The organism is Woronichinia naegeliana WA131 (genome assembly GCA_025370055.1).
In the GTDB taxonomy this organism is placed as follows: Bacteria; Cyanobacteriota; Cyanobacteriia; order Cyanobacteriales; family Microcystaceae; genus Woronichinia; species Woronichinia naegeliana.
The window spans coordinates 2,424,292-2,446,932 of the sequence record CP073041.1 but is presented as its reverse complement, the minus strand read 5'-3'; the positions used below and the strand labels follow the sequence as shown (position 1 = coordinate 2,446,932).

Below are 22,641 nucleotides of genomic sequence, written 5' to 3'. Positions count from 1 at the left end.
TCTCCCCATCTCCCCATCTCCCCATCTCCCCATCTCCCCATCTCCCCATCTCCCCATCTCCCCATCTCCCCATCTCCCCATCTCCCCATCTCCCCGTCTCAACTCAACTTACGAACCAACCTTTGCCAAGCCAGCCTAGCCGCTCCTAACATTCCGGCCTGATTGCCCAGTTCTGCCACCACAATTTTGAGATTCTCCCGTGACGGCAATAGAACTCGCTGTGCAATTTCAGCCTGCATAGTGGGGAAAAAATATTCGGCACTGGCACTAATCCCCCCCCCAATGATCACCGCTTCTGGCGTTAAAACATAGACTAAATTGCTAATGCCAACCCCCAATAAGCGACCGTAATGCTCCCAATAGGCGATCGCTTCTGGCACTCCTTTCTGGGCCAATTGCGCTAGTTCGGCTCCATTTTTATTGGTTTCCCGTTGAATAGCTTGGGCTGAAACCTGTTGCTCTAGGGAACCGCGATTGCCGCTATGACAAACCGGGCCGCGATAATCAATGGTCAGTAATCCTAACTCGCCTCCCGCCCCCTGTAATCCCACAAATAATTCGCCTTTGAGAAAAATTGCTCCGCCGACTCCCGTTCCCAAGGTTAATAAAATAAAATCCTGAAAAGCTTTTCCTGCTCCTAACCAAGCCTCTCCGATCGCCGCACAGTTGGCATCATTTTCTAAAATAGTGGGCAGACCACTCGCTTTTTCCAACCAATCCGCCAGGGGAATATTTTCCCAATGGGGTAAATTGATCGCCAGTTTCGCAATCCGTCCTTGGGCATCGGCAGGGCCAGGAGTACCGACACCGATCGCCTGACAATCTAGCGTTTGTAGGGATTGAATGCCTTCCACCAGGGTTGCTAAAACAGACTGGGGCAAAGCCGGTTGGGGAGTCGGCAAAGAAAAAGCCTCTAAACAAGTGCCATCCTCAAGAAATCGACCTAATTTAATTGCGGTGCCACCGAGATCGATACCAATAACTTGAGGAGAAGCCATAGAAAGTTTAATTAATGGATAAGTTCGTTTAATCTGATAGTCCTATCCCTTATTTTAAAGAGTAAAAGACACGATGCTTCAGTATCTTAAAGGTCAAGGAATTTCCCTGAGTAAAAATGCTCAGAATCGTTGGATACTGATTTTGGAGGTGAATCAGATCGGTTATGAAATCCAAGTGCCCCAGGGATTTGCTTCCCAGTTCCAAGCAGAAGCCACGGAACCCCTACAAATTTTTACTCACCTGCAAATTCGAGATGAGCAACCTTTTCTCTATGGCTTTCCTACGCAACCCGAACGTGACTTATTTATTCAACTGATTAGTGTGTCGGGTATTGGTTCTCAATTGGCGATCGCCTTAATCGATACCTTAGGTTTGTCCGGTTTAGTACAAGCGGTGGTCATGGGAAATGTGGCCCAACTGGCTAGAACACCAGGGGTGGGGAAAAAGACGGCGGAACGCATTGCTCTAGAACTGAAGTCCAAACTGTCCCAATGGCGACAAGGTTCAGGCTTGGATATTGACACCAACTTACCCCAGGGAACAATCCTAGAGGATGTGGAAATGACGCTCTTGGCCCTGGGCTATACCCAGATGGAAATCAATCAAGCGATCGCTTTTTTGGGACAAGATCCTAGCTTACAGAATAATCTGCAAGCAGAAGAATGGATTCGTCAGGCAATTACTTGGCTGAGTAGCCAATAGTTTGAAGTCGCTGAAAATCCGACCCCTTGCCGTTTTATCCCTAATCCGAGGAATATTGGAATGAGTATGGGGTGAATAACTAGGTAACATGGCCTGTCATTATTGAATATTAAGTAACAAAATATAAAAAAACTGAAAAAAACTGTCTAAATTCAACATTTAATCGATCCATATCAGACAAATACAGCTTAGAATAAGGCAGTGAAACAGCGAGTCTATAGGGATTTCAGCAATTAACATCGGCAAAATGCCTCCTGATTGATTCGTTAGTTACCACCTCCAGGGACTCCGCCCTCGGATCAATGCCCAAAAAACATCAACATCAGACGACAAAAGGAGATCATCCAATGAATAAAGGTGAACTAGTCCACGCTGTAGCGGAAAAAGCTTCCGTCACGAAAAAACAAGCCGATGCAGTCATTACGGCGGCGATCGATGCCATTATGGAAGCAGTTGCGGAAGGCGACAAAGTCACGCTCGTGGGCTTCGGCTCCTTTGAGGCAAGGGTACGCAAAGAACGGGAGGGCCGTAATCCCAAAACCAATGAAAAAATGGTTATCCCTGCTACTAAAGTTCCGGCTTTCTCGGCGGGCAAAATGTTTAAAGAAAAAGTTGCTCCCTAGCCAGAAAGTTTTCCGTATCTAGTGAATCCTCCCCCTCACGGCGGAAATGTAGCTTGGGCAGCAACCATTGCAGGCTGTCCAGCTTCTGCTTTGCTAGATTTTTCGGCCAGTATTAATCCGCTTGGCCCACCCCCCAGTGTGATGGCGGCGATCCAAGGGGCCTTCATTCAGCTTTGTCACTATCCCGACCCTACCTATTCTCAACTTCGATCGCAGTTATCTCGCTATCATCAAGTTGCACCGGAATGGGTTTTACCTGGCAATGGTTCGGCAGAGTTATTGACCCTGGCGGGGCGATCCCTGGCCCAGTTATCGTCAACGGTTATGATTGCGCCGGCTTTTGGAGACTATTACCGTAGTCTAGCGGCCTTTGATGGTCAAATTTTGCCGATTCCCTGGCCCGTCGAGCAAACCTTTCCCCTGCTTCAGCTACAGACCTTACCGTTCAAAGAAGCCGGTTTGTTATTGAATAATCCTCACAATCCCACTGGCTATTTACTGCCAAAATCAGACATTTTACCTCTACTGTCTCGGTTCAAACTGGTGCTTGTGGATGAGGCCTTTATGGATTTCTTGCCACCAGAGAATCAACATAGTCTAGTTTCGGATTTGGCAAATCATCCTAACTTAATTATTTTGCGATCGCTGACAAAATTTTATTCCTTACCTGGACTACGTTTTGGTTATGCTCTTGGCCATCCTGAGATTTTGCAACAGTGGCAAGCCTGGCGTGATCCTTGGCCGGTAAATGTTTTAGCTGAAGCGGCGGCGATCGCGGCTCTAGAGGATCAACACTTTCAACAACAAACCTGGGATTGGTTAACCTCTACTAGACAGCAGTTACAACAGGCTTTAAGCCAACTTCCTAGCTTGAATCCCCTAACCAGTGCGGCCAATTTTCTGCTCGTACAAACCGAAATTCCTGCTTCGCAACTGCAACAATCCCTATTAATGAATCATCAAATTTTAATTCGAGATTGTCTCAGTTTTCCAGAACTCGGCGATCGCTTTTTTCGGGTTGCAGTTCGTACAGAATTAGACAATCAACGCTTAATAGCGGCTTTGGGGGCCTGTCTGGAATCTTGAATCGCTAAACAAAATTTACTGATCGTAGAGGAAATAACTTTGCGGGCTTTCAGAATGATCTTCAGCACAGAGCGGATCAAAAGTGTTAGGATTGCCTGAGAAGAAGAAACGTGATAGATAAGGAACAAACGCTACATGCAAGAGTTTGAAAAGTCAATATCCTTCGACGGAAGAGATATTCGGCTCAAGATCGGGAGGCTTGCGCCCCAAGCTGGGGGAGCCGTCCTCATTCAGTCCGGAGATACGGCAGTTTTAGTGACAGCAACGAGAGCAACCGGAAGGGAAGGAATTGATTTTCTACCACTGACAGTTGATTACGAAGAACGGCTCTATGCTGCTGGTCGCATTCCAGGGGGATTTTTACGTCGGGAAGGCCGCCCCCCCGAAAAGGCGATTTTAATCAGTCGTCTGATTGACCGTCCCCTACGTCCTCTGTTTCCCAATTGGTTGCGAGATGACCTACAGGTTGTCGCCACTACCCTTTCTATGGACGAGGAAGTGCCACCGGATGTTTTGGCGGTGACAGGGGCTTCTGTCGCTGTCATTTTGGCCCAAATTCCTTTCTTTGGCCCGATGGCGGCGGTGCGAGTCGGTTTAATTGGTGATGATTTTATTATCAATCCGACTTACCGTGAGATTAATTCTGGAGACTTAGATCTTGTTGTGGCGGGGACACCAGATGGAGTGGTAATGGTTGAAGCCGCAGCGAATCAGTTACCAGAACAGGATGTCATTGAAGCGATCGATTTTGGTTATGAGGCGGTTCGGGATTTGATTTCTGCTCAACGGGAATTAATGAAGGATTTAGGGCTAACCATTGCCACTTCTGAACCACCAACCGTCAATGAACTAGTATCTCAGTTTATTGAAGCAAAGGCATCGGCTTCTATTACCCAGGTGTTAGCTCAATTTGAGTTAGGCAAAGAAGGTCGCGATAAAGCTCTAGATGAGATTAAAGCGAATTCAGTGGAGGCTGCGATCGCCGAATTACCCGAAGAGGATCCCGTTAAAATCTCGGTGACAGAAGAGCCTAAAGTGGTTTCTAACCTCTATAAATCCCTAACCAAAAAACTGATGCGCCGTCAGATTATTGAAGATGGGGTACGGGTAGATGGACGTAAATTGGATGAAGTTCGTCCTATTAGTTGTTATGTCGGTGTCTTACCGCCCCGTGTACATGGCAGTGGTTTGTTTAATCGGGGTTTGACCCAGGTTCTTTCCCTTGCCACCTTGGGTTCTCCAGGAGATGCCCAGGATTTAGGGGATGATCTTCACCCTGAAGACGAAAAACGCTATCTCCATCACTATAACTTTCCACCCTTTTCCGTAGGCGAAACTCGACCGATGCGATCGCCTGGACGACGAGAAATTGGTCATGGAGCATTAGCGGAACGGGCTATTTTGCCAGTTTTACCCTCTCAAGAAAAATTCCCCTACGTGATTCGGGTGGTTTCTGAAGTCCTATCTTCCAATGGTTCGACCTCCATGGGATCCGTCTGTGGTTCTACCTTAGCCCTGATGGATGCGGGGGTTCCGATTACCAAACCCGTCAGTGGTGCCGCAATGGGGCTGATTAAGGAAGACAGCGAAGTGCGTATCCTCACCGATATTCAGGGCATTGAAGACTTTCTGGGTGATATGGACTTCAAGGTAGCTGGAACCGACACCGGCATTACCGCCCTGCAAATGGATATGAAAATCACGGGCTTGAGCATGGACGTAGTGGCCAAAGCCATTCAACAAGCTCGTCCGGCCCGACTCCATATCCTCGAAAAAATGTTGGCGACCATTCCTCGTCCCCGTCCCGAATTATCTCCCTACGCCCCTCGCCTATTGACCGTTAAAATTGATCCTGAAATGATTGGTTTGGTCATTGGGCCCGGTGGTAAAACCATTAAAGGGATTACGGAACAAACGGGTTGCAAAATCGATATTGCTGATGATGGAACGGTGACGATCGCCTCTAGCGAAGGAGAACGGGCTGAACGGGCACGCCAAATCATCTACAACATGACCCGCAAACTCAATGAGGGAGAAGTTTATGCTGGTCGCGTGACTCGCATCATCCAAATTGGAGCTTTTGTGGAAGTCTTACCGGGTAAAGAGGGAATGATTCATATTTCCCAACTAGCGGAAGGCCGAGTCGGTCGGGTTGAAGATGAAGTTGCCGTTGGTGATGAAGTGGTGGTTAAGGTACGGGAGATCGACAGCAAAGGTCGTCTAAACCTGACCCGTTTGGGCATTCACCCTGAAGAAGCGGCAGCAGCACGACGAGTCAGTCAGTCCTAATCCTTTGACCTTTTTAACCGATTCTGGTTAAATTAGGCTCAGAATTAATAGATATTGTAGTAATCCCCCTCCTAAAAAAGGGGGGTTTTTTAGAGCCAGGATGAACAAGTTAGGACATCTAAGGCGTTGGAAAAAGAGATTGTTTCGACTGTAACATTTGCGTAAAAATCTTGGCATTGACTGGGGGACTGAAAAGATAACCCTGAAGATCATCACAACCATTTTTTTGAAGAAAGGCTAATTCTGCTGGCGTTTCCACTCCTTCCGCAATCACTCGCAGGTTCAGTTGGTGGGCCATCATAATAATCGCCTGGGCGATCGCGGCATTTTTGGGATTTTGATCAATCTTACGAATAAAACATTGATCAATCTTGAGAATATCAAAAGGAAATTGTTGCAGATAACTTAAGGAAGAATATCCCGTTCCAAAATCATCCATCGCCACCCGAATCCCCAAAGATTTAATCGCCTGTAATTGTTCGATGGAAGCTGGTATATCTCTGACGAGCATACTTTCGGTTAGCTCCACTTCTAGATAAGAAGAGTCTGTTCCCCATTTTTGTAACAAATTAGCTAACCAAATCGCTAAATTGGGTTGTTGAAACTGGCGAGCCGATAAATTGACCGCAATCCGAACTGGCGATAAATCTAGGTCAAGCCACTGCTTGATTTGTTGACAAACATGATCTAAAATCCATTCCCCAATCTCCTGAATTAAGCCTGTTTCCTCTGCCAAAGGAATAAATAAACCTGGTGAAACTAATCCTCTTTGGGGATGTATCCAACGGATCAGGGCTTCGGCTCCAATAATACGGTGGGATTGAGTGTTAATTTGAGGTTGATAATAGATAACAAATTGTTCTTTTGCTAAGGCACCTCTGAGATCAGATTCTAATTGTAGGGGGTCATTTACTGCGGTTAATTCGGGACGATAAAACTGAAAAGGAGCACTGAGTTGGGATTTAGCGGATTCTTTAGCAATAGTCGCTTTTTGTAATAATTGCGCTAAGGTACGACCATTATGAGGATAAAAGGCAATACCAAATAACAAATGTAAGACAACTTCTTGGTGACGAATTAATAAGGGCGTTGATAGTTTTTGGAGTAAAGATTGAATAAAGTTGGTGGTTTGAGCGTGAGCAGTTTCCAGATTCAAAGTCTGTCGTTCTGCTACTAGCAAGATCACAAATTCATTGCTGTTTAAATAGGTGATAATATCCTGGGGCTGAAGAAAAGATTGAATTTCTTTTACCAAAGCACAAAGTAACTCATTACCTCCTTCATAGCCAAGCAACTGATTAATTAAATGGAGACGATCTAAGCTGATGAGAATTAAGGGAAACGTCACTTCGTCAGGGGTTGATGGAATTGTCGGGGCAACAGAAACAACAATTTGTTGAAATTTATCTTGTAGAGAAAGCTGATTCGGTAATTGGGTAAGGGGATCATGATAGAGCAAGTAGTCTAACTGTTCTTGCTTGGACTCTAATTCACTGCGGTATTGCTGTAGGGAGTTGGCTTGTTTTCTCAGACGAATACTAATGGCATCTAATAATTCATCTTGGGTAAAGGGTTTAATCAGATAATCATCCGCGCCTAAATTCATGCCATAACGTATATCTTGCTTTGTACCTCTGGCTGTCAAAAAAACAAAAGGGATAGAGGCGGTACTGGTATCCTGCTGTAGAGCCGTTAAAACCCCATAACCATCTAAAACGGGCATCATGACATCACAAATAATCAGATTTGGGCATTGGCTTTGAGCAATTTCTATGCCCTCTCGACCATTCCCTGCTTGTAGGACTTCAAAATCTTCGAGCATTAACATTTCTGCAATGAGTTCTCGAATCGGTAATTCATCTTCAATGACTAAAATCGTCGTCATAGGAATTTTGCTTAGTTGTTACGGTGCAAAGTAACTGGTTTCAATTAAATTGAACATAGACTTTGTGCCTGATCCCCCCTGCCCCCCTTGATAAGGGGGGTGTCCGTAGGACGGGGGGATCTTATAAATTTTAAGACCTACCTACTAAGAAGGGAACTGGTGGAAATCACACTTTATTCTCTGCAAGATTCAATGTTGCAGTTGTTAAATCCAGAACACCCGATTTCTAGAAAGTTAGACTTGGCATCGTACAGGCATATATAGGGCCAAATAATAGCAGTTAGAATACCATTCTATCTGATTAGGGGAGTCAGCTAGGGCATGGGAGACAAGGGTAACTTCACCCTAAAGGTTGTTCCTTCATTGACAACACTGGTAAATTCCAAACTTCCTGCCTGGAGTTCAATATAGCGTTTAACAATACTTAAGCCTAATCCTGTCCCTGGAATATCTCCCACATTACTGGCCCGATGGAAGGATTCAAAAAGATGGAGCTGATCTTCGAGGGGAATGCCAATACCGCGATCGCGGATCTGAAATTGGACAGCCTCGGCTAACCAAGTTAATTCTAACTCAACCGTACTGCCAGCAGTAGAGTATTTGGTCGCATTTGCCAATAAGTTGGTCAAAATATGACGTAAGAGTCGTTCATCGAGGCGAACATTTTCCTGGGATAGGCCTTGAACCTGAAAATGAAAATGATGCTCTTTGCCTGAACCAAAGCGAAATTCTTCCAAGAGGTTTTGGCAAAAAAGATTGAGATTAAGAGCAGTGGGCATAACGGCTAATCGCCCCGACTCAGCCCGACTAATACAGAGAACATCATCAATTAAATCCTTGAGACGGATGCCCGCTTGCTGAATATTACGAATATAGTGAAGTTGTTTCTCCTTCGATAACTTGAAGTAATATCTATTTAATAATTCTGCAAACCCTAAAATAGAGGTCAAAGGAGTCCGAAATTCATGGGAGACAATATCCACAAATTGACTTTTCATCTCCCCAAGCTCTTTTTCTTTTTGTAGTGCTTTTTGAATTTCTTCTTCAGCCCGTTTTCGATCCGTAATATCCGTCGCCACCCCTAAGACTTCGTAACTATTGCCATCGGGTGCGGCAATGGGAATTTTATGGGTTTGCAAGATTTTCTGTTCTCCACTGGGCAACGTAATCAATTCTTCCGGTATCCAGAGAGGTTCAACCAAATTAATCACCTGTTGATCATCATTGCCAAATTGGGCGGCCTCTTCTGGGTTAATTAATAATTCACGATCAGTTTTCCCAATCACTTCTTCAATGGTTTTGCCGTAGGCGGCGGCGATCGCCTGATTAACTAAAGTATAAAACCCTTGCTGATTTTTAACAAAAATCCAATTAGGATTTGTATCAATAATATTGCGAAGAAAAATCTGATTTTGTTGCAGAGATTGTTCGGCCTGTTTCCGCTCAGAAATATCCTCAACCATTCGTACTGCAAACTGAGGTTGTCCCTTGGCATTTCGCACCAAAGAAGCCGTCATATAAGTCCAGACCACAGTACCATCAAAACGAAGATAGCGATTTTCTAGTTGATAGGTATCCTGTTCCCCCTTAATTAAACGCTGAAATAATCGCCGGTCTTGCTCTCTGTCCTCAGGATAGGTCAACTCAATAAAACGATTTTGGCTCAGTTCCGATTCCGTATAGCCCAGAATTTTGGTCAGGGCCAGATTGGCCTGATAGGGATAACCCAATGGATTCACTAAAGCAATGCCAATGGCCGCTTTTTCAAAGATAGCCCGAAATTGAGCTTCACTTTTTTGCAAAGCCGCTTCCGATCGCTTTCGATCGGTAATATCTCGTACAATCAGTTGAACAATTTTCTTGCCTTCGTATTCAATCACACTACCTGTTATATCAACCGGAACAGAGGTTTTATTTTTCTGCAAAATGATTGCATCAGACCAAAATCCTAAACGGTTCTCCAAAATGCTTTGCCACAGATTTTTAGCATTTTCATAGGTATGGGTCGGGATCAGAGAGCCTTGAGGAAGAGCAACCAATTCATCTCGACTATAACCTGTCAATAATTCTGCTTTTTGATTTACTTCTAGAACCCGACGTTGGATATCCAAGACAAAAATCGCATCACTGGCATCCTTCATCAAGGCACGATATTTAGCCTCCTCCCCCTGAAGAGCCAGATCCACCTGTTCTCGTTCAATCATTTCCCGTAGCAGATGGGTATTGGTGGCCTCAAGCTCTTTTGTTCTTTCTTCCACCATTCTTTCTAGTTCTTCATTAAGGTTATGGAGCGCGAATTCGGTCTGTTTTCGTTCGGTAATGTCGATAAATGTCACAATAACCTGTAATAAATTGTTATTACTATCAAATTCAGGATAGGCATTGACCCAGACCCAGGAAACATCTTTGAATTCGGCTCGGTAAACCCCAACTTCATAGTTAAAAAGAGGCTTGCCCTCTCGAATCACTTTATTAACGGGAAAATCTGAGGGCGGCATTAAAGAAGCATCTCCATAGTAGAAATGCCAATCAGGAGAATCGGCAGATTTACCTTGAATTTCCTGTTCAATTAAACCAAGCAAAGTTCTAGCAGCTGGATTTGCGTAGGTAATTTCGGTATTTGGTGCATGGACAACTACACCACTTTGAATATGTTCTAGAAGATGACGGTATTGTTTTTCACTCCGCTCGATTTTCTCCATCATTTGCTTACGCTCGGTAATATCCCGACAGCAGTAAAGTCTGGAGCCATTTTGAATGGAAACTTTTTTAATATTGATTAAAAGACTATGAATTTGTCCCGCTTTATCGACAATATCCTGCTCCAGATTAATAATATCTTTTTGTTGATCCCCTTGCTTGTCATGCTGGAGATGATTTCCCAATAAAACCTGAATATTCCCCATCTGCTTGATTTCATCATAATGATAGCCAAAAATGGCATCCACACCAGGACAAACAAAGGTAAAATCACCTTGATCATCCGTAATAAAAATAGCATCGGCAATACTTGAAAGTACGACACAATAGAGCAATTCTGATGCTTGAAGTTCTTGAGTTCTTTGCTCAACCAACTCTTCTAGGTGAACTGTTAAGGACTGCAATTGAGATTCTATCAGTTGACATTCTTGGAATTGCTGCTGTAATTGCTGATTGGTTTTCTGGAGAGTGAAATTTTTTTGTTTTAATTCTTCTTGCTGTTGAAATAAACGGACAAAAACACCGATTTTATTGAGTAAGATTTTAACATTCAACGGCTTGATCAGATAATCAACGGCTCCCGATTCATAGCCGTTAAATAGTTGCATATCACTACTTTCTGTCGCGGTTAGAAAAATAATCGGAGTAGTACTAGAACGGGACTGAAGACGGAGACCTTCGGCTGTGGCAAAACCATCCAGACGAGGCATATTGACATCGAGCAAGATGAGGGCAAAATCTTCTTCCTTGGCCAAGGCGATCGCTTCTTGGCCTGAATAGGCCTTAACAAGACGATACTCTAAAGAAGATAACATTCTTTCAAGCAACAGCAAATTATCTGGAATATCATCCACTAATAAAATACTGACACTATTTTTTGCGTCCATGATTTTTGTCCATTGAGAACTTGCTACCACTAAGGCCGACTAGAGATAGTTTCCATACTCTATTTTTGATGAATATTTGAATTGTTCTGTGATAAATAAAGATTAAATATATTAATAATACAAGATACTTGAAATGACACTTATTAATCAAAATCAACTGAGGAATGTCTGAACGATGACGGAATTGAAATAGCAAGCCTTTAAGTTTGATGCTATTATTTAGATAATGACAAGTTTTTTTTCACTTTTCCCATTATTTCACAAAAATTTATATTTTGCCTATGACTTTTTCTCAACCCCTTGTGCAGGTTATTGGTGGGGGTTTGGCCGGAACCGAAGCTGCCTGGCAAATTGCCCAAGCCGGAGTCCCCGTCATTTTTTCGGAAATGCGCCCGATTCGTTTGAGTCCTGCTCACCATAGTAGTGAATTGGCAGAACTGGTCTGTAGTAATTCCTTTGGGGCCAAAAACAGCGATCGCGCGGCGGGATTATTACAAACGGAATTGCGGCAGCTCAATTCTATTATTATCCAAACGGCGGATCAATATGCGGTTCCGGCTGGTGGGGCCTTGGCAGTGGATCGCGGTGTTTTTAGCCAAGCTCTCACTCAACATCTGGAAAATCATCCCCTGATTGACTTTCGACGGGAAGAAGTCACAGCCATTCCTCAGGATAGAATCGTAGTTTTAGCAACGGGGCCTTTAACTAGTCCTGCTTTAACCGAGGATTTACAACGCCTGACAGGGATGGACTATCTCAGTTTTTTTGATGCCGCCAGTCCGATTGTGGTCGGAGAATCCATTAACCAAGATATTGCCTTTTTTGCCTCTCGCTACGATAAGGGAGAAGCCGCCTATTTAAACTGTCCCATGAATCGGGAAGAATATCTACAGTTTTGGCAAGCTCTTTGTCAAGGGGAACAGGCGGAATTAAAAGATTTTGAACGGGAAACGGCCAAATTTTTTGAAGGTTGTCTCCCGATTGAAGAATTGGCCCAACGGGGAGAAGAAACTATGCGCTATGGCCCCTTAAAACCGATTGGCCTATTTGATAGTCGTCTAGGCGATTTCCGTGATCCTGAAAATAAGGGCAAACGCCCCTACGCAGTGGTGCAATTACGACAAGAAGATCGGGCTGGTCAATTGTGGAATATGGTAGGCTTTCAAACTAACTTGAAATGGGGGGAACAAAAACGGATTTTCACCATGATTCCAGGGTTAGAAAAGGCTGAATTTGTCCGCATGGGAGTGATGCACCGCAATACTTTTATTAATTCGCCGCAGTTATTGAACACCACTTTACAATTTAAAATCCGGCCCCATTTGTTCGCCGCCGGTCAGTTAATTGGAACTGAAGGTTATGGAGCCGCAGCCGCAGGAGGCTGGTTAGCTGGAACCAATGCAGCCCGTTTAAGTTTAGGCCTACCACTGCTGACTTTGCCGGAAACAACCATGATGGGGTCGTTGTTTAATTTTATTAGTTCTGCTGATACTAAACATTTCCAACCCATGCCGCCTAATTTTGGTATTTTACCAGAACTTTCCCAGCGTATTCGTAATAAGCAAGAACGCTACGGTCAATACCGCGATCGCGCCTTAGCTGATTTAGAAACCTGGCAACAGAGGTTGGCCTGACTAGGTAAATCGTGTTAGGATTGCCAAAAAAGATTGACAGCCAATTCCCCAAAAAATAACTTGAGAACAATTCTGTCATTTGTTAGTAGTGTGTTTGTTCTTGTATTTTGCACGATTGAACCTTGTCTCTACTCAAAAGTTTTAATTTTACTCTCCAACCATTCAGGATTTTCACGATGAAAGCAAACTTCTTTCAATTAATAACAGGTGCGGCGATCGCTGGTACGCTTAGCTCTGGCGTTTTCACCCCAGCCCAGGCCATTCAAATCTATAGCTTAAACTTTGCTCCTGAAGCCACGGGCGCAACGGGAACTGGTACCGGAACACTCACCTATGATGATTTAGCTCATACTCTTACTATCGTTTCCAGTTTCTCTGGTTTAAGTGGAAATACCACCAATGCCCATATCCATGCCCCCACCGCTGTTGCGGGAACGGGAACGGCAGGTGTGGCAGTTCCATTTGCTCTTGGTGGCTCAGGTTTTCCGTTAGGAGTACAATCCGGATCTTATAATACAGTCCTAAATTTAGCCCTAGACAGTACGTATAATACAACCTTTCGCAATAATAATGGAGGAACGGCATCAGGAGCAGAATCCGCTCTTATCTCCAGTTTTAATGCTGGGACAGCCTATTATAACATCCATACCAGTACTTTTGGTGGGGGTGAAATTCGCGCCTTTGCTACCGCAGTTCCATGGGAAACAGATGCTCTTCCAGTTATTGGCAGCACCGTTCTTTTTGGTTTGGGGGTTTGGGGTAAACGCAAACTTGTTCAAACGAAACAAAAATAATTAACAACAGTAATTTACAAAAAAATCCCCTTGCCAAAATCTCTCTCAAGTTTAGTCAAAGAAGATGGGAGGGGGATGAAATCCTAATTGTTAAAACCGCTTTTTCATGATTAGCATTTGTTCAGTTGAGAATTAGAAAAAAGTAATGCTACTCAACCCTAGTTCATTGTTTATAGCCGAGGAACAACGAGTTATTCTGTCCGGCTTAACCTGGAATCAGTATGAAAATATGCTAATGACCCTAGGGGATTATCCTGGCTTACGTTTAATCTATTTACAGGGAAACTTAGAAATTTTTATGCCCTCTGCCGAACATGAAATGTACAAAAAAATACTTTCTCGTTTGTTAGAACGCTATGCAGAAGTGATGGATATTGCTTTGCATGGTTACGGCTCTACCACTTTTCGACAGGAAGCCCAAGGCAGAGGCTTAGAACCAGATGAATGTTATTGTGTGGGAACTTTAAAAAATATCCCCGATTTAGCGATTGAAATTAATCTGAGTAGCGGTGGTTTAGATAAATTAGCGGTTTATCAAGGCTTAGGTGTTTTAGAGGTGGTTATTTGGCAAGATCAGCAATTAACCTTGTATCAACTCAGAGAAACAGGCTACCAAAAAAGCTCTAGAAGTCAATTTTTTCCTGATTTAGATTGGCAATTATTAGCAAAATATATTATTCCCCAAGAACAGCCTCAAGCGATTAAGGCTTTTTTAAAAGCGATTCACTCTAGCTCAAATTGAATTGCCCAATCCGATTAAACTCAAGAGAAATTTAAAATATTAAAGCTGACTGGCTAACGGCGATCGCGTCTGAATGGGTTTTCAACAAAAGTCACTCAAAAAAAGAAAGAGACCTTGATTAAGATCTCCTCCTCGCTGATTACCATCGCCTTTTTGGGGTTTGTTTTGTAGTTTTTGTCGTAACATCTGTTGCCGTTTCTGGAGTTGTCGTTGTCTGGCAGAGCCACCCTTGCCCTTATCATTACGGCCCTGACGACGGGGAGACTCCCACCGTTTCAATCGTTCTACCATTGCTTATTTCCTGCTTACTTTCAATCCAACTTCCACTGTAGCAGAAAAAAAGAAAAATTAACTTTCAGAAGAGCATCCATTTGAATTCAACTGTGACTTCCGCAAGCTATTCTCCCAACATTTGTTTAATTTTTTGTTTCAGAGCCGGATTTTGTTCTGAGGTATAACCAATTTGATTAAAACGTGCAACTGTTAACCCCTGAGAAGTAATGGCGTGTTCTTTTTTGCTTTGGATTTCTGGCTCCATTTCTTGAATCTTGCTGATTACTTTTTTAAACTTTTGGAGATCAGCGGCGGAAAATTCGGGACTACCTTCAGTCTGGGTGTTTTGAGTCTTAGCAATTTCTAAAAATAGTTGGGGATTCAATCGTTCGGCTTTGATTGCCATTAAAATCTTTTTCTGACTCTCTTGGTCAATATCTTTCCATCTTTTGAGAACTTGGACAAACTGCTGTACTTCCAAAGGCGTGATCTGATCGCCTGTAGCCATTTCCGCCGGTGCTGCTGGTGTTAGCGAAGAGGCTTGACCATAGGCGATCGCCGGAATCAAGAACAATGAGATGGCAAGGCATCCCCCAACAAAGATAGGTTTAAACATTTTCGGGAAGCGGTAAGTAGCTGTAGTAAAGCCCAACAGATAATGTGGTTGACTATCTGGTTTTGGACAAGTTCCTCCATCTTAGCCCCTAGATCCCCCCAGCTTTTCTCTCCTATGACAGTTAAACTGTCGGAATAGGTAAGGTTTTTGATTTAACCAAACCGTCCAGCCACATAATCACGGGTTTTGACATCGGCGGGATCGGTAAAGATTCGTTCAGTTGTATCAAATTCCACCAGTTGACCAATGCGACTTTCATCGGTGTTAAAAAAGGCTGTATAGTCGGAAACCCTAGAGGCTTGCTGCATATTGTGGGTGACAATGGCGATCGTCACTTGCTCTTTCAGGGTTTTAATTAATTCCTCGATTTTAAGGGTAGAAATGGGATCAAGGGCAGAACAGGGTTCATCCATCAATAACACCTTAGGCTCAACCGCTAAGGCCCGCGCAATACAAAGCCGTTGTTGTTGTCCTCCCGATAAACCTAAAGCCGACTTTTGTAAGCTATCTTTGACTTCACTCCACAGGGAAGCTCCAATTAAAGATTTTTCGACAATTTCATCCAATTCTCCTCGGTTTTTCCGTTGGCAAATTTTGATCCCATAGGTGACATTATCGTAAATACTGGCGGGAAAAGGGTTAGGACGCTGAAAAACCATGCCAATCTGACGACGCAGGGTATTGAGATTCACATTTTTTCCGTAAATGTTTTGCCCAAAAAATTCCACTAACCCCGTAATTTTCACAGTGCCTTCTAGTTCCCCAATCCGATTTAGGGCTTTTAAAAAAGTCGATTTGCCACAACCGGAAGGGCCAATCATGGCAGTAACTTGCTTCTCTGGAATATCCATTGAAACACCTTCTAGAACTTTCTTTGTTCCATAGTAAAAACCAAGACCTTCGACATGGATAGCCGCCTTGGAATCAGAAGCAGGGGAGGGAAGATTATTTCTCATGCTTGTCGGTTTAAACGTGGAAGAGTAGGTCATAAAAATCTAAGAATTAAATTAAAAAGTGGCAATATTTTTCTGAGCTTTAAATACCAAAAACTAGCATTAACGCTCCTGCAAACGATTCTTCGTTAATAGACGAGAAAGCAAACTAATCACTAAAACTAAGAATAAAAGCACCAAAGAGGCTGTCCAGGCGATCGCATTTTGTTCTGGGAAAGGGGAACTGGCATAGTTATAAATTAAAACGGGAAGAGAAGGGGTCGGACTCATTAATCCTTCTTGCCAAAACTGACTAAATAAAGCCGTAAACATTAAAGGAGCGGTTTCCCCCGCCGCCCTGGCAACGGCCAACAATACGCCGGTGGTGATGCCTGGAATCGCAGCCGGAATGACAATTTTAAAGGTGGTTTGAAAAACGCCTCCGCCCAAAGCCGACGAGCCTAAACGATAGGAAACTGGTATTAATTTTAAAGCTTCTTCGGTCGTTAAAGCGATAATCGGTAACATAATTACCCCTAGGGCAAATCCCCCCGCGATCGCCGAAAATTGTTTCGTGGTAATTACCAATACCCCGTAGGCAAACACACCAATAATGACCGAAGGAACACTGCTCAAAATTACAATGACAAATCGAATCCCATTGGCGATCGCCGAACCAGCCGCAAATTCCGAGAGAAAAATCCCCGTCATAATACCAATTGGAATACTGATCATCGCTCCAATCCCGACCATTGTTAAGGTTCCGACAATCGCATTGGCAAAACCATTGGGTTCATTTTCTGCTCCAATCGGAGCGGGTAGGGAGACAAAAACTTCCCAGTTTAAATGTTCAATTCCCTGACTGACAATTGACCAGGCGATCGCAAATAAAGGGAGAAGCGCGATAATGGTTAATCCAAAAGCCAAAACGGTCATTAAGACAGTAAAGCCACTCCTCGTAGGAGGTAACGGTTCGTGCAGTTCTTGATCGAGAGAATTAGGGCTGGTCATAGAAGGCTAGGTTGACTAATTTGGGATTTGATTTGTCCCTTAATTTGAGTGTTTAAATAAGTCTTTAAAAAAAGGGTTAGAGCTTAAGGAGCTTTGCTTTTGCGATTAATAAACTGCACTAACAAAATAGCAATGCCATTAACGACCAGGGTGATGACAAACAAAATCAGGGCTAAATACATCAAAGCCCCAATGTGTAATTCCTCCACCGCTTCAGCAAATTGATTAGCTAGAACGGCGGGAATGGTATAGCCTGGGGCTAACAAAGAGGCACTGATAATGGTTGAGTTGCCAATCACCATGGTGACAGCCATAGTTTCCCCCAGAGCGCGACCCAATCCTAAAATAATTGCGCCCACAATGCCTGAACTGGCGGCTGGTAATAACACACGAGTAATGGTTTCCCAACGGGTTGCTCCTAAGCCCATGGAAGCAGTTCGCAATTGGGGAGGCAGGGCTAATAACACATCTCGGCTAATGGCTGCGATCGTTGGCAAAATCATAATCGCCAAAATTAAACCGGCAACCAGCATACTGGGGCCAAAGGGTTCAGAATTGAAAAGGGGAAACCAAGGAAAGGTTGCAAATAGGAATTGTTGTAAGGGCAGCACCAGGGGAATAAAAACGAAAATCCCCCATAGACCAATAATCACACTGGGAATAGAAGCAATTAATTCCACTAAGAAACCAATGGGCGTTTTGATCGCCTGAGGAATTAAATTTTCGCTGGTTAAAATAGCGACGGCTAACCCCAAGGGAATGGCAAAAATAAGAGCAATTATTGAGCTAACAATAGAACCATAAATATAGGGCAGTCCCCCAAATTTATTTTCGGAAACGTGCCATTCCTGGCTAAACAAGAAATTTAACCCAAAGGCTTTAATGGCCGGTTCAGCATCCTTAAAAACAATCAAGGCAATCCAAAAAAGCGTACCGACCATCAAGAAGGCACAAACCCAAACAACACCCTTAAATAGGGGGTCTAACCATTGAGATGCATTTTCTGAAACAGTAATATCTGCTTTCTGAGAATAGCGATCAGATGGGGAAATGACATCTACCATAAAGTTGCTAAAAAAAAGAAAAATGGGGTACGGTAAAATACCCCAAAACGTAGTCAACAGAGATTATTTGACTTTTTCCACCGCCGCGATCGCTTTTTTAGCAACGGCCGGAGGAATGCTGGTATATTCAAGCTGGGGGTTGATGCTTTGACCTGACGTTAAAATCCATTTCACTAAAGCCTTAACATCTTTACCTTTAGCGGCATCAGGATAATTTTGATAAACCAATAACCAGGTGATACCAACAATGGGATAGCCACTAGCGGGATCATCGACGTTGGCCGTAAAGTCAGGGTTAAATTTAACATTGGCGATCGCCTTAGTCGCTTCTGCTAAACTAGGTTCCACATATTGACCGGCTTTATTTTGAATTTTAGCGGTTCGCATTTTCGGGCCTTCGTTCTTACGAGCAAAGGTATCCTGAACATAGCCAATTGACCCTTCGGTTTGTTTAACCATGGCGGCGACACCATCGTTTTTGGGGCCTTTCAATACTTGGAAACCCCAGTTTGGATCCTTACTGACTCCCACTTTACTTTTGAAATCACCACTCATGGCACTTAAGGCACTGGTAAAAATTTCAGTGGTTCCGCTACCATCAGCCCGTACTACCACTCGAATCGGTTTGTTCGGTAACTTGGGATCGACTTGATTCCATGTTTTGATTTGACCGCTAAAAATTTTGGGAAGAACTTGACGAGAAATTTTTACGCCTTGGTCAGCCCCCGGAAGATTGTAAACTACCGCCACTGCACCACCTGCGGTGGGAACTAAAATTGCCCCACGTTTCATTTGACTTTTTTCAGAGGCGGAAGGAGGAACATCAGTCGCGCCAAAATCAACGGTTTCACCGATAAACTGTCTAATACCAGCACCACTGCCGACGGCGTTGTAGCTAACTTGATTGCCTGTGGCTTTTTGGTAGTCTGCGAAGTAACGTTGATAGAGAGGAGCCGGAAAAGTTGCCCCTGCACCACTTAAAGAGCCTGCTTGAGCTTGGGAGATTGCTCCGAAAGAAAGAGCAACCGTCGCCGTAGATAATAATATAGTTCTAGGGAACGCATCAGACAGCAGATTCATGTTAGACCTCTCACCCACAAACAAAGAGCGTTTTCTCAAAATATTCAAAACACCCTCATCCTTAATCATTTTTGGGGCACTATACAAGAGAGGAGATCAAGAATAAATCGAGCAAAAGGAATGGTTAAGACAAGGTTAAGATCGGGTTTCTCTTTTTTTCGATCTTTCTTAACTAGCTGTTAAGCGATTCGTTTTCTAGGCATAATGTTCGCAGTCATGCAAGCGAATAGATCTCTGAATCTTAGTATTGATTTGGATAAACCCAATACCTGTTATGAAATTCAGCCCTTTTTTCCGATGGTTTTCTGTTACCGCGATCGTCCTCGCGGCGGAGATCATTCCGCTATCCCTACAAGCTGCCACCTTTTTTCAACAGGAAGTCAACCAAAGGGACTTTATTGCTATTGCCCGTCCCTACGGCGACAACAAGTATGATCTGCTTATTTTGCAACAACTGCCAGGACAACGACAATGTTGGCAGGAAGAAGGCGGAACCCCTATTATGGTCAATCCCTTGCTCCTCAACTTCGACTTTACCGACATCTGCGAACGAAGTACTGATAGTAATGGTTATTCACTGCGTATTGATGGTCAGGATTTGGGCTTAGATTATCTACTCAGAGTCATAGAGCGTAATGGCGAACTCGTCTTAGTAGGAACTAATCGGCGCGATCCCTCCATGCCGGAAGTGGTGGTGGGGCGTACTCGTGGACTTAAACGGGGCTTTATGAAAATCCAACTTGATCCAGGTTGGCGGTTTACAAAACGCACCTATGGTAATAGAGTGCTTTCTCATGTTTACTTGACGGGCGATCGCAGTATGATGGTTGCGCCAGCGGCCAGGTCAACACCACCAGAAATCCGTCCAGAAATTACCACACCCTCTAACATTTCTAATACCCCCAGTTCCACAATGCTTAATCCGCCTGCAATTGAGTCTCCCCAACCTCCCCTTAAAGAATTTACCTTTACCGCTCCTGACAGTACCCCTGCTCCGCCGAATTCACCGACTCCTAGAAATGTTCAATCCCAGCCCCAGAGCCGCAATTTCTATCCCGTTAATCCCCCGCCTCTAGCGACCTCCACCTTAGTTGCCCCCCGCTTAACTACGCCGGTTCCTCCTCCCTTGAGTGCAAACCAGACCCGTTTTTCTACCACCTTAACGGCCAATAACGGTAATTTGTTACCGCCGCCCCCCCTAACGCCTAAACCCGTTCCTACCTCTGGCTGGGGAATGCCAAATTCTACTGTTGCTCCCAGTAATGAAATGCCAAATCCCTCAACCCTGCCAAGCTCTCCTAGCATTTTTCCGACTCGTACTGCGCCCCTTTCTCCTACCCTATCCACTGTTCCATCTTCCCTAGGGCAATCCTATCGGGTGCTGGCGGCGGCCAATAATCCCATGCAGTTAGAACAGGCGCGATCGCTCTATCCTGAAGCCTTTCACACCACCTACCAGGGGCGACGAGTTTTACAAATCGGTCGTTTTAGCAGTCGAGAAAACGCTCAACAAGCCTATCAAAGTCTGCAAAGTGCCGGTTTACAAGCCATTATTGTCCCCTAATTTTCTAAGAAAAAATAATTTGTGACCCTGGCGCATTAATTTTGACCGCTAAAATCTGGTGATTTGCAAAAACCTTTTGTAATTGGGGATGGCTCTCAGGAGGCGCGAAAAAGAGCATAAAACCACCTGCTCCGGCTCCTAACAATTTTCCGCCCCAGGCTCCCGCTTCCAAACCTACATGGTATAGCTGATCAATTTCAGGATTAGAAATAACTTCATCTAAACTGCGTTTGGCCAACCAAGCTTGATGTAATAATTCTCCAAAAGCAGCTAGGGATTGAGCACTGTTTAAAATATCCCAGCCCTTGTCCACCATTAAACGCATATCTTTGAGGGTTTGGGTATTATCTCCCACTTTTTTCAGTTGCTTTTCCACCACATTGGCAGCTTTGCGTTTAATGCCGGTAAAAACAATAAATAAATGTTGTTCAAATTCCGCTAAACGTTGGGGAGAAATTGGCAAACGATGGACAATAATATCCTCTTCAGTTCTAAATTCCACCAGATTAAAGCCTCCCATGGCGGCCATTAATTGGTCTTGACAACCAACTTTATCATGGACTAAATGTCGCTCCACATAGATGGCTTCGTAGGCCAGATCCAGTGGACGGACAAATTCTCCTTTAAAGGAATGAAGAGCCTGGAGGAGAGAAACGGTAAAGGCAGAAGAGGAACCTAGGCCGGTAAAAGCGGGCAAGTCGGCCACATTATGTAACTCAATATCTTTTTCCAGATGACAAAACTTTAAACATTCCTTGAAAACTCGATGTTCAATTTCAGTAGGATGTTTAACTAATTCAACTTTACGGTAAGAGATGCGAACAGAATAGTCAAATAAATGACTTAAAAAAGGACTGGCCGTTACGTAGGAAAACTTATCGATCGCCGTGGCTAAAACCGAACCACCATGCTGTAAAAAATATTCGGGGTAATCGGTTCCCCCGCCCAAAAAACTAATCCTAACGGGTGCGCGTGAAATCAGCATGAATTAACTAAAATGGCTGAAAATATTGCTGAACAAAAGCCTCTGCTTGACTTAAAGATGCCGGAGTGCCGATATCTAAAAAGGGAGCTTGGACGGGATGAACTTTTAAACAAACGGATTGTTGGAGTAGTTCAGGAAAAACATCATATTCAAAACTAAGGGGCTTTTTTTGCGGAAATTGCTTTAAGAGGCGATCGCGGAAAAGATAAACTCCGCCATTAATAACCCCTGCCCCCGCTTGCTTTTCAGCAAATTGTAAGAGCGTTCCTTGTTCATCATAAACTAAAGAGCCGTAGCGATCCGCTTCTGCCACTTCTACTCCCAAAATGACACCCTCGACCGCTTCATCTTGTAAATAATTAAACATCGGTTCTAAATCCGTCACAATCAGAGAATCGCCATTTAAAACCAACCAGGCCAAAGGATTTGTTTGAGCTTGCTGTACTGCATGAACAAAACCTCCGGCTGTTCCCAGGGGAGAGGGTTCAGCATAACAATTTAGCTTTAATCCGGCGATCGGTTCTTGCTGGGCGTAGGCTTCAATCACGTCTGCTAAATACCCCGTTGACAAAAGGGCTTGCTGGACTCCCTGACCTTGGAGATAGGCTAAAATCCAACCGAGAAAAGGTTTTCCTGCCACCCTGGCCATCGGCTTAGGCACATTGGGCAAAAGAGCCTGAATACGAGTTCCTAAGCCCCCCGCTAAGACAACGGCCAGAATGGAAGATGGTTCGGTCAGCATGGGGTTTTGGGTTTAGCGTTGGGTTAAATTGGG

The 22,641-nt window shown here is 44.0% G+C and carries 19 protein-coding genes; 8 read left to right on the top strand and 11 right to left on the bottom strand.

Features of this window, described 5'->3' with window-relative positions; translation table 11 throughout:
- Positions 1-98: 98 nt before the first annotated feature.
- Entirely contained in the window at positions 99-998 is a 900-nt protein-coding gene (locus KA717_12490; protein ID UXE63373.1) for an ROK family protein, read from the bottom strand.
- 73 nt (positions 999-1,071) lie between these two features.
- On the opposite strand from KA717_12490, the gene ruvA reads away from it, so the two are divergent.
- The 4 genes from ruvA to KA717_12470 all read left to right on the top strand — a co-directional run bounded on the left by ruvA (position 1,072) and on the right by KA717_12470 (position 5,699).
- Positions 1,072-1,701 carry a Holliday junction branch migration protein RuvA gene (gene ruvA / locus KA717_12485; protein ID UXE63372.1) on the top strand — a complete coding sequence of 210 codons (630 nt, stop codon included), beginning with the start codon at positions 1,072-1,074 and terminating at the stop codon, positions 1,699-1,701.
- A 347-nt stretch (positions 1,702-2,048) separates the two neighbouring features.
- Positions 2,049-2,324: an HU family DNA-binding protein gene (locus KA717_12480; protein ID UXE63371.1), complete on the top strand. Its 276-nt coding sequence runs from the start codon at positions 2,049-2,051 to the stop codon at positions 2,322-2,324.
- A gap of 21 nt (positions 2,325-2,345) precedes the next feature.
- Positions 2,346-3,410: a threonine-phosphate decarboxylase CobD gene (gene cobD / locus KA717_12475; protein UXE63370.1), complete on the top strand. Its 1,065-nt coding sequence runs from the start codon at positions 2,346-2,348 to the stop codon at positions 3,408-3,410.
- Between the two features lie 135 nt (positions 3,411-3,545).
- A complete protein-coding gene (locus KA717_12470) occupies positions 3,546-5,699 on the top strand; it encodes a polyribonucleotide nucleotidyltransferase (GenBank protein UXE63369.1) in 2,154 nt (717 codons plus the stop codon).
- A 118-nt stretch (positions 5,700-5,817) separates the two neighbouring features.
- Here KA717_12470 and KA717_12465 read toward each other — a convergent pair whose 3' ends face one another.
- Positions 5,818-7,584 (bottom strand): EAL domain-containing protein, encoded by a 1,767-nt coding sequence (locus KA717_12465; GenBank protein UXE63368.1) that lies wholly within the window; start codon positions 7,582-7,584, stop codon positions 5,818-5,820.
- A gap of 314 nt (positions 7,585-7,898) precedes the next feature.
- A complete protein-coding gene (locus KA717_12460) occupies positions 7,899-11,201 on the bottom strand; it encodes a PAS domain S-box protein (protein ID UXE63367.1) in 3,303 nt (1,100 codons plus the stop codon).
- A 251-nt stretch (positions 11,202-11,452) separates the two neighbouring features.
- Between KA717_12460 and trmFO the strand changes: the two genes are divergently transcribed.
- The 3 genes from trmFO to KA717_12445 all read left to right on the top strand — a co-directional run bounded on the left by trmFO (position 11,453) and on the right by KA717_12445 (position 14,341).
- A complete protein-coding gene (trmFO, locus tag KA717_12455; GenBank protein UXE63366.1) occupies positions 11,453-12,805 on the top strand; it encodes an FADH(2)-oxidizing methylenetetrahydrofolate--tRNA-(uracil(54)-C(5))-methyltransferase TrmFO in 1,353 nt (450 codons plus the stop codon).
- Positions 12,806-12,927: 122 nt separating this feature from the next.
- Positions 12,928-13,599 (top strand): CHRD domain-containing protein, encoded by a 672-nt coding sequence (locus KA717_12450; GenBank protein UXE63365.1) that lies wholly within the window; start codon positions 12,928-12,930, stop codon positions 13,597-13,599.
- Positions 13,600-13,765: 166 nt separating this feature from the next.
- Positions 13,766-14,341, top strand: coding sequence for a Uma2 family endonuclease (locus KA717_12445; protein ID UXE63364.1), 576 nt, complete (start codon positions 13,766-13,768; stop codon positions 14,339-14,341).
- 81 nt (positions 14,342-14,422) lie between these two features.
- On the opposite strand, the gene KA717_12440 is transcribed toward KA717_12445, so the two are convergent.
- From KA717_12440 to pstS, 6 genes are all read right to left on the bottom strand, one after another.
- Entirely contained in the window at positions 14,423-14,632 is a 210-nt protein-coding gene (locus KA717_12440; GenBank protein UXE63363.1) for a hypothetical protein, read from the bottom strand.
- A 106-nt stretch (positions 14,633-14,738) separates the two neighbouring features.
- Entirely contained in the window at positions 14,739-15,266 is a 528-nt protein-coding gene (locus tag KA717_12435) for a DUF4168 domain-containing protein (protein UXE63362.1), read from the bottom strand.
- Between the two features lie 116 nt (positions 15,267-15,382).
- Positions 15,383-16,186 carry a phosphate ABC transporter ATP-binding protein PstB gene (pstB, locus tag KA717_12430; protein UXE63361.1) on the bottom strand — a complete coding sequence of 268 codons (804 nt, stop codon included), beginning with the start codon at positions 16,184-16,186 and terminating at the stop codon, positions 15,383-15,385.
- A 99-nt stretch (positions 16,187-16,285) separates the two neighbouring features.
- Positions 16,286-17,098: a phosphate ABC transporter permease PstA gene (gene pstA, locus KA717_12425; GenBank protein UXE63360.1), complete on the bottom strand. Its 813-nt coding sequence runs from the start codon at positions 17,096-17,098 to the stop codon at positions 16,286-16,288.
- A gap of 158 nt (positions 17,099-17,256) precedes the next feature.
- Positions 17,257-18,237 carry a phosphate ABC transporter permease subunit PstC gene (gene pstC / locus KA717_12420; GenBank protein UXE63359.1) on the bottom strand — a complete coding sequence of 327 codons (981 nt, stop codon included), beginning with the start codon at positions 18,235-18,237 and terminating at the stop codon, positions 17,257-17,259.
- A gap of 63 nt (positions 18,238-18,300) precedes the next feature.
- The gene (gene pstS / locus KA717_12415; GenBank protein UXE63358.1) at positions 18,301-19,386 is read right to left on the bottom strand and encodes a phosphate ABC transporter substrate-binding protein PstS; all 1,086 of its coding nucleotides are present in this window, start codon (positions 19,384-19,386) and stop codon (positions 18,301-18,303) included.
- A 205-nt stretch (positions 19,387-19,591) separates the two neighbouring features.
- On the opposite strand from pstS, the gene KA717_12410 reads away from it, so the two are divergent.
- Positions 19,592-20,881 carry a DUF3747 domain-containing protein gene (locus KA717_12410; protein ID UXE63357.1) on the top strand — a complete coding sequence of 430 codons (1,290 nt, stop codon included), beginning with the start codon at positions 19,592-19,594 and terminating at the stop codon, positions 20,879-20,881.
- 4 nt (positions 20,882-20,885) lie between these two features.
- On the opposite strand, the gene KA717_12405 is transcribed toward KA717_12410, so the two are convergent.
- The gene (locus KA717_12405) at positions 20,886-21,866 is read right to left on the bottom strand and encodes a GHMP kinase (GenBank protein UXE63356.1); all 981 of its coding nucleotides are present in this window, start codon (positions 21,864-21,866) and stop codon (positions 20,886-20,888) included.
- A gap of 7 nt (positions 21,867-21,873) precedes the next feature.
- Entirely contained in the window at positions 21,874-22,608 is a 735-nt protein-coding gene (locus tag KA717_12400) for a nucleotidyltransferase family protein (protein ID UXE63355.1), read from the bottom strand.
- Between the last annotated feature and the right edge of the window lie 33 nt (positions 22,609-22,641).